General features: G+C 55.4%; 7 protein-coding genes. All 7 read right to left on the bottom strand.

Translation table 11 applies throughout. The features are described from left to right. A partial coding sequence (gene smc / locus ACR0P9_RS04695) for a chromosome segregation protein SMC (protein ID WP_432617804.1) occupies positions 1 to 2,154 on the bottom strand: 2,154 nt, incomplete at its 3' end. A 137-nt stretch (positions 2,155 to 2,291) separates the two neighbouring features. Continuing rightward, positions 2,292 to 3,251 carry an elongator complex protein 3 gene (locus ACR0P9_RS04690; RefSeq protein ID WP_432617802.1) on the bottom strand — a complete coding sequence of 320 codons (960 nt, stop codon included), beginning with the start codon at positions 3,249 to 3,251 and terminating at the stop codon, positions 2,292 to 2,294. Further along, complete coding sequence (gene rnc / locus ACR0P9_RS04685) at positions 3,251 to 3,931, bottom strand: ribonuclease III (RefSeq protein WP_432617800.1); 681 nt, start codon at positions 3,929 to 3,931, stop codon at positions 3,251 to 3,253. Before rnc ends, ACR0P9_RS04690 begins: the two co-directional genes overlap by 1 nt. A gap of 69 nt (positions 3,932 to 4,000) precedes the next feature. Next, on the bottom strand, positions 4,001 to 4,231 hold the full coding sequence (gene acpP, locus ACR0P9_RS04680) for an acyl carrier protein (protein WP_216470003.1): 231 nt from the start codon (positions 4,229 to 4,231) through the stop codon (positions 4,001 to 4,003). Between the two features lie 98 nt (positions 4,232 to 4,329). Further along, positions 4,330 to 5,337, bottom strand: a complete 1,008-nt coding sequence (plsX, locus tag ACR0P9_RS04675; protein ID WP_432617798.1) for a phosphate acyltransferase PlsX — start codon at positions 5,335 to 5,337, stop codon at positions 4,330 to 4,332. Then, on the bottom strand, positions 5,334 to 6,665 hold the full coding sequence (gene trmFO, locus ACR0P9_RS04670; protein WP_432617796.1) for a methylenetetrahydrofolate--tRNA-(uracil(54)-C(5))-methyltransferase (FADH(2)-oxidizing) TrmFO: 1,332 nt from the start codon (positions 6,663 to 6,665) through the stop codon (positions 5,334 to 5,336). Before trmFO ends, plsX begins: the two co-directional genes overlap by 4 nt. Beyond that, on the bottom strand, positions 6,658 to 7,999 hold a 1,342-nt coding region (locus tag ACR0P9_RS04665; RefSeq protein ID WP_432617794.1), incomplete at its 5' end, for a DNA topoisomerase. The genes ACR0P9_RS04665 and trmFO, both read right to left, overlap by 8 nt.

Genomic DNA, 7,999 nt, shown 5'->3' with positions numbered 1-7,999 from the left:
TGTCTGTTCGGTTTCCCGCTCTGCATCGCGCACGCGGTCTGCCAAATCTCTGCCCTGTTCCGTGATTTCTTGCAGTTTTTTGCGCTGCACACGGACTTTTTCCTGCCACTGCTCCAGCTGATTGGCACGCGACAAAATACCGGAGGATCTGCCCGCCGAGCCGCCCGTCATCGAGCCGCCCGCGTTGATAAGCTGTCCATCGCGCGTCACAATGCGGAAGCGATTGCGATACTGTCGGGCAATCGCCAATGCACTGTCCATGTCTTCTGCCACGACCGTGCGGCCGAGGGCATTGTCTACAATGTCGCGGTAATCCGCCTCACACTCAACAAGATCTGCCGCCACACCGCAAAATCCTGCGTTGCGTTCTAAGCCGCTCTCACGCAGTGCCTGCGGTCGAATGGTGTCCATCGGCAAAAACGTTGCTCTGCCGCCATCGCGTCGCTTGAGCATCTGAATGGCTTTTTTGCCGTCTTCTGCGCGCTCGACAATGATATTTGCCGCCGCCGCGCCCAGTGCGGTCTCCACCGCCGTGACATAGCGATCCGAAACGTGGATGAGCGAGGACAACGGACCGCGCACGCCCTTGAGCGCACCACTGGACGCCTGATTCATCACCAGCTTGACGGCACGAGAAAAGCCCTCATAGTCGCGCTGTAATTCTGTCAGCATCCGCACGCGGTTTTCACTGTCCGTCAGCTCGGATTTGAGCTTCTGATGGGCATTTCGCGCTGCACTCAGTGCCAGTCCTGCTTCCTGCGCGGCATCGTGCCGTGTCTTGTGATCCAGCTCTGCCTGTTTGATGCTGCGCCGCAGGCTTTCCAGCTCTTCCTGCATGGACTGCTGTGCCTGCTCTTCCTGTCCCGTGCGCTCCTGCGCACTGCGTACATCGTCTCCGACATGCTGCTCGCGCTGATGCAGCGTCTCCAGCTGTGCTTGTACGGCACGAATTTCCGCCTGTGCGGCAAACAGCTGTTCTCCCACTTTGTCAGCGTGCAGACGCAGCTTTTGTGTCTCTTGTTGTCCGCCGTCTATGCGTCGGGTCAGTTCTTGTATCTCTGCCTGTTTTTGCGTATACGCCGTTGTTTTGCTTTGCATCTGCTGCTGCAAATCGGCCAGACGCTGCTGTCGTGCCTGCAACTGCTGCTGCAAGGCACCGCTCTGTTCCTGCTGTGCTTCCAGCTGGCCTTTCGCCAGACCGATATTCTCCGCCGCATTGCGGCGGCTCTCCGCGAGCACTGCCATCCGGCGGGAAATTTCTCCGGCACGTTCTTCTTCCTGTGCCAGCTGTGCTTGCAGCTGTTCCGACTGTACGTCTAACTGCCGCATGTCCTCCGACAGCTGCTCTGAGCGCGCATACTGCTGCTGTTGCTGTGCACGCACCCGATCCAGCTGCTGCTCTGCTTCTGCACGCGCGCTGTCGCTGCTTTTCTTTGCGTCCTGCATTCCATCCAGCGTATCCAGCCACAAAGACACTTCATGCAGCCGCAGCTCATCGCGCAGTTCCATATATTTTTTCGCACTCTGTGCTTGTTTTTCCAGCGGACCGGAACGCGCATCCAGCTCATTCCAAATGTCGCGGATGCGCACCAGATTCTCCGCGGTCTGATCCAGCTTGCGTTCCGCTTCTTCCTTGCGGGTGCGAAAGCGCGTCACGCCCGCCGCTTCCTCAAAGACCTCCCGGCGATCCGTGCTTTTTGTCGCCAGAATCTCATCAATGCGCCCCTGACCGATGATGGAATAGCCGTCATGACCCAGACCGGTATCCATGAACACATCGCGAATATCGCGCAGACGCACTCGTTTCCGATTCAGGTAATATTCGCTCTCACCGGAGCGGAAATACTTGCGGGTAACCATGACTTCTGCCGCATCTACCGGAAACTGTCCGGCAGAATTATCCAAAATCAGCGTGACCTGCGCCGCACCCATCGCGCCGCGCCGAGCTGTGCCGCCAAATACCACATCTTCCATTTTTGCACCGCGCAGGCTCTTGGTGGACTGCTCGCCCAACACCCAACGGATGGCATCAGAAATATTTGATTTTCCGCTTCCATTCGGGCCGACAATTGCCGTCATGCCGTCAGAAAACCGAATGGTTGTCTTGTCCGGAAACGACTTAAAGCCCTGTAATTCCAGTGATTTTAAATACACGTAACTACCCCTTATCCCTCATTTCATCGGCACATGCCGATATGAATTCTATTTTATAGCATACCATGTTTTCACTGTCAATGCAATGTCGGGACAAAAAAAGAAACACGGCAGAAATCCGCGTTTCTTTCTATATTTCACAGAGATTTTTCCTGTGCCGTGATGCGAATCTCGCCAAACCGCTCGCGCAGACGCAGGACATTGCGTTTTTTGTGTCCAATTGCCCGCGACAGCTCGCGCGGCGGCACGACAATCGTCCGCTCTCCGGTCTCTTGGATGTGTCGGCACAGCCTGCGATACCACAGCTCACTGTACGCCAGCTCTCCCATCGCCGGATGATAAGCCCCCGCCGCGACCGTGATGTCCAATTCTTCCGTCGGATTGAGTCCGACACGAATGACAGGAATCTGTTCCTGCTCAAAAATTTCCAGCATATCCGCGCACCAGACCGCCGCTGTCTCTACATCCAGCGGCTGATAGCGTCCCGCCTGCCAATCGTCATACAGCGGCGTATCCGGCAGCACAGCAACCGGATAGATACGCACACCGTCCGGCTTGAGCGCCGCAATGCGCTGCGCCGTATACCGAACCGTCTCCCGCGTATCTCCCGGCAGACCCGCCATTGTCTGTAAAATTAGAGAAATGCCCGCCTGCCGAATCAGCTTCGCAGCTCGCACGGTGTCTTCCGCCGTGTGTCCGCGCTTGGCGCGCTGCAGCACGGTATCATCCATTGATTGTGCGCCCAATTCGATGACCGTCACGCCGTGCCGTTTTATCCGGCGCAAAACCGCTTCGTCAATGGCATCCGGCCGCGTGGACAGCCGAACAGAGGAAATGGTTCCCGCCGCCAGAAATTCATCCGTGACGGCGAGCAGCCCTTCTTGCTGTTCGATAGGAATCGCCGTAAAGCTGCCGCCATAAAAAGCTGCCTGCGGGAAATATCCCGCAGGCAGAATGGCATGTGCGTGTTGTATGATCTCTCGTGCTTGTTCCGGTGTCATGCGCTGCTTTTGCCCCGCAATGGTTCGCTGATTGCAAAAGACACACTGGCACGGACATCCCGCATGGGGGACAAAAATCGGCACAATAGACGCCATTACTTGACCTCACCCATGAGCTGCAGGGCAGCCTTTGCCGCCATCTGCTCGGCTTCCTTCTTACTGTGACCGGTTCCCTCAGCAAACACATTGCTGTTGAGCAGAACCTGTACGGTAAACCTCTTATCATGATCCGGACCGCTCTCGCCGCTCAGCTGATAGCTCAGGGTCTCCTGACGGTTTTTCTGAACGATCTCCTGCAGAGCCGTCTTGTAATCGCGGAATGCACCGCCCTGCTCCGCCAAATCAATCTTTGCCTCCAAGAAGGACAGAATAAAGGTGCGGGCAGCCTCCAAGCCGCCGTCCAGATAAATCGCACCAATCAGCGCTTCCACAGAGTCCGCGAGAATGGATGGACGTTTGCGTCCGCCTCCGTTTTCCTCGCCGCGGCCAAGCAGCAGCAAGTGATCCAGCCCAAGTTCCTTGGCGACCTCATACAGTGTTTGCTCACACACGACCGCGGCGCGCAGCTTGGTCAGCTGACCCTCCGGTACATGCGGATACCGGTGAAAGACATAATCTGCCGATACCAGACCCAGTATGGAATCGCCAAGAAACTCCAGGCGCTCGTTGTTTTGAATGTGCTGATCGCGATGCTCATTGGCATACGAAGAATGCGTCATCGCTGTTGTCAGCAATCCTGTGTCATGAAATTGATAAATCAATTCATCCTTTTCCATTGCTTTCGCTCCTTTCATCATTGGATAAATGCCCTCCCTCGGAGAAGAGGAAGGGCATAAGACATTTCTTTAGTCATCCTCACCGATGCGGCGAACCAGATCGCCAATCGTCTTCATGCTGGCAGCTTCTGCCTCGTCAATCTCACCGATGTCGAATTCCTCTTCAATACTCATCATCAGCTCGACCAGATCCAAAGAATCTGCACCGAGATCCTCAATGAACGCAGTGTCCATATTCAGGGAATTTTCTGCCACACCGAACTGATCTGCCAGAATCTTACATACCTTCTCGAATACCATAATACGCTCACCTCCCTTGTTCTTTTCTCACGCAGGGCATTTGCCATACTCTTCTTATCATATGTGCCGCGCGCCCTGCTGTCAATAGGGAAATGCCGTTACAGGGTCATATTGTCGATATTGCGCTCGATTTCTCCCACAACATCTGCGTTTACATAGGCAACTGCCTGCTTGACCGCCGAGCGAATCGCATAGGCATCCGATGAGCCGTGTGCCTTGAATACCGGCTTGGAGATACCGAGGAACGGTGCGCCGCCGACTTCCTTCGAGGACATCATCTTCTTGAGGCCGCCCATCGCCGGCTTGACGAGCAGATAGGCGAGCTTGGTGCGGGCACTGGTCAGGAACACATCCTTGAGCGTTCCCATCAGGAAGCCAGCGACACCTTCTACCGTCTTGAGCAGAACATTGCCGGTAAATCCGTCCGTCACTGCCACATCGCAGGCACCGTTCGGAATATCGCTTCCTTCGACGTTGCCGACAAAGTTAATTCGTCCGGCATCGCCTGCCGCCTTGAGGACATCATATGCCGCCTTGCGCAGCGGATCGCCCTTGGTGTCCTCTGCGCCGTTGTTGACCAGACCGACACGCGGATTTTTGACGCCCATGACCTTTTCCATGTAGAAACTGCCCATAAATGCAAATTGCAGCAGATACTCCTCCGTGCATTCTACGTTCGCACCGGAGTCAATGAGCAGCACGTGACCGCCCTTACACGGCAGCTGTGTTGGCAGAGCTGCGCGGCGAATGCCGCGAATACGCTTGGTCACGAGCGTGGCACCGGACAGCAGAGCGCCGGTATTGCCCGCCGAAATCATGGCGTCTGCCTCACCGTCTTTCATCATGCGCAGAGCTACAGACATAGACGCATCTTTCTTGCGGCGGACTGCCGTCGCCGGATCGTCGTGCATGTCAATGACGTCTTCTGCGTTGTGAATGGTAATCGGCAGATTCTCTGCGTGTTCTTTTGCCAGCAGCTCGCGAATGACAGACTCCTGACCGACGAGAATATATTCCTGGCCAAATTCCTTGGCTGCCATGACGCAGCCGGAAACCTGTGCCTGCGGTGCGTTGTCACCGCTCATAGCATCAATGATGATTTTCACGAAGGGTTCTCCTTTCCCTCTTGTACGGCATCCAGCAGCGTATCCAGATGCTCCAGCGCACGCTGGGCAATCTGCGTGTTCTTTTCCCGCTTGCCCTTGACACGATAGCCAAGCTGACGAATGATGCCGAAATTGATGTTCATCGGCTGGAACTTTGCATTCGCCTCATTGGAAATGTACAGTCCCAGCGCACCGATTGCCGTCAGATCGGAAAATTCAATCGGTTCCAATCCCAGCAGCTCACGCGCCAGATCCAAACCGGTTTCAAAACCGGATGCTGCGGACTCAATGTAGCCCTCTACGCCGGTCATCTGTCCGGCAAAGCGAATGCGCGGCTCCGCCTTGAGGCGATAATGATTGTCCAGCAGACGCGGAGAATCCATAAACGTATTGCGGTGCATGACACCGTAGCGCACAAATTCCGCGTTTTTCAGTGCCGGAATCATCGAGAAGACGCGCTTCTGCTCCGGGAACTTCAAATGGGTCTGGAAGCCGACCAGATTGTACAGCGAACCGGCGGCATTGTCGCGGCGCAGCTGCACCACCGCATACGGGGTCTCACCAGTGTGCGGATCGCGCAGGCCAACCGGCTTGAGCGGACCATACAGCAGCGTATCATGTCCGCGGCGTCCCATGACTTCCACCGGCATACAGCCTTCAAATACCTTCTTGTCCTCAAAGCCGTGCACCGGTGCCTGCTCTGCCTCGCACAGCGCCTCCCAGAACGCATCGTACTGTTCTCGGCTCATCGGGCAGTTGACATAGTCTGCGGTTCCCTTATCATAGCGGGACGCAAAATACGCACTGTCCATATCCACCGATTCAAAGCTGACAATCGGCGCTGCTGCATCATAAAAATGCAGATACTCGTGTGCGCCGAGCTTGTTGTGAATGCTCTCAAACAGAGCATCTGACGTCAGCGGGCCGGTCGCGACAATGACATTGCCCTCTGCGGGGATTTCCGTCACTTCGCCCTCATGCACCGTGATATTCGGATGATGTTTTACTTTTTCCGTGACCAGATTGGCAAATGCCTCTCGGTCAACAGCAAGTGCGCCGCCCGCCTCTACACGGGTGGCATCGGCACAGGAAATAATCAAGCTGCCAGCACGGCGCAGCTCTTCTTTGAGCAAGCCCGGTGCTGTGCAGATTTCCGCGCCGCGCAGCGAATTGGAGCAGCAAAGCTCCGCAAAGGCGCTGCTGTGGTGTGCCGGTGTCATTTTTACCGGCTTCATTTCATACAGATCCACATGAATCCCGCGCTGTGCCAGCTGCCAAGCAGCTTCGCTGCCCGCCAGGCCTGCACCGATCACAATGGCGTTATGCATCAACTGATTCCTCCGTGGCTTCGGTCTTTTTCTTGCGTGTCACGCGCTTCTTTGGCGCTTCCTCGCCGTCCTCCGCAGCCTTCTTGGTCGTTTTCTTGGTTGTCTTTTTGGTTGTTGTTTTCTTTGCCGCCGTCTTTTTCGTGGTCTTCTTGGCAGTGGTCTTTTTTGCCGCCGTTTTCTTCTTCGGCTTCTCCTCTGCCTCAGCGGTTTCTACGGTCTCACCAGCTGCCTCTGCTGCCGCCTTTGCCTCCGCTTCCTTTTGTGCCTTGGTCTTGCGCGGCGTGCGCTTGCTGATGAATTCCTTGTAGTCGCAGCCTTCCTTGTAGCATACAAAATGTGCTTCGCCGGTCTCGCGGTCATAATGACGGAACAGCGTGGAGCCACACTCCGGACACTGCTTCTTCGTGACCTTATCCCATGTCATAAACGTACACTCCGGATAATTATCACAGCCCAAGAACGGGAATCCGCGCTTGGATTTCAGCTCAACGATATTGCCGCCGCACTTCGGGCAGTTGACGCCGGTCTTAATCGCGATGTTCTTGGTGTTCTTGCAGTCCGGATAGCCGGAGCACGCCAAGAACTTGCCGAATCTGCCGGACTTGATGACCATGTGCTTGCCGCACTTTTCGCAGATCTCATCCGTCACTTCATCTTTGATCTTGATGCGCTGACCTTCCAGATCCTTTTCTGCCTGCTGAAGAGCCGCCTCAAAGCCGTCATAGAAGCGGCGCAGGACTTCCACATAGCTGATCTTGCCGTTTTCGACTTCATCCAGCTCTTCTTCCATGTGCGCGGTAAATTCCAAATCGGAAATCGACTTGAATTTATCGACAAGCAGCTCGGTAACGCCCTCACCCAGCGGTGTCGGCTTGAGGCTTCTGCCTTCCTTCGCCACATAATCACGTTCCAGAATGGTCGAGATCGTCGGCGCATACGTCGACGGTCTGCCGATGCCCTTTTCTTCCATCGCCTTGATGAGCGAAGCTTCGGTATATCGTGCCGGCGGCTGCGTGAAATGCTGTGCCGGTGTCAGCTTGCTGCACTGCAGGCTGTCGCCTTCATCAAAATTCGGAAGCGGCTTGCCGGATGTCGTATCCGATGCCTTGGCATCGTCTGTCGACTCCTCATACACCGCCGTAAAGCCCGGAAATGCTACTTTGTAGCCGCTCGCGCGGAAAATATATCCCTCCGATACAATATCCGCAGACACCGTGTCCATGATGGCATCCGCCATCTGACATGCGACAAAACGGCTCCAAATCAGCTTGTACAGCTTGTACTGCTCCGGTGTCAGATATTCCTTGATTTCGTCCGGAATCAGCTGTACATTG

Source organism: Butyricicoccus sp. (assembly GCF_050872565.1).
Taxonomy (GTDB): domain Bacteria; phylum Bacillota; class Clostridia; order Oscillospirales; family Butyricicoccaceae; genus Butyricicoccus_A.
This window is presented reverse-complemented; position numbering and strand designations above follow the sequence as displayed.

Coding starts and splice junctions, on each gene's coding strand:
- rnc (WP_432617800.1), bottom strand. CDS start 3,931: ATGGAAAAGGATGAATTGATTTATCAATTTCATGACACAGGATTGCTG.
- trmFO (WP_432617796.1), bottom strand. CDS start 6,665: ATGCATAACGCCATTGTGATCGGTGCAGGCCTGGCGGGCAGCGAAGCT.
- acpP (WP_216470003.1), bottom strand. CDS start 4,231: ATGGTATTCGAGAAGGTATGTAAGATTCTGGCAGATCAGTTCGGTGTG.
- ACR0P9_RS04690 (WP_432617802.1), bottom strand. CDS start 3,251: ATGGCGTCTATTGTGCCGATTTTTGTCCCCCATGCGGGATGTCCGTGC.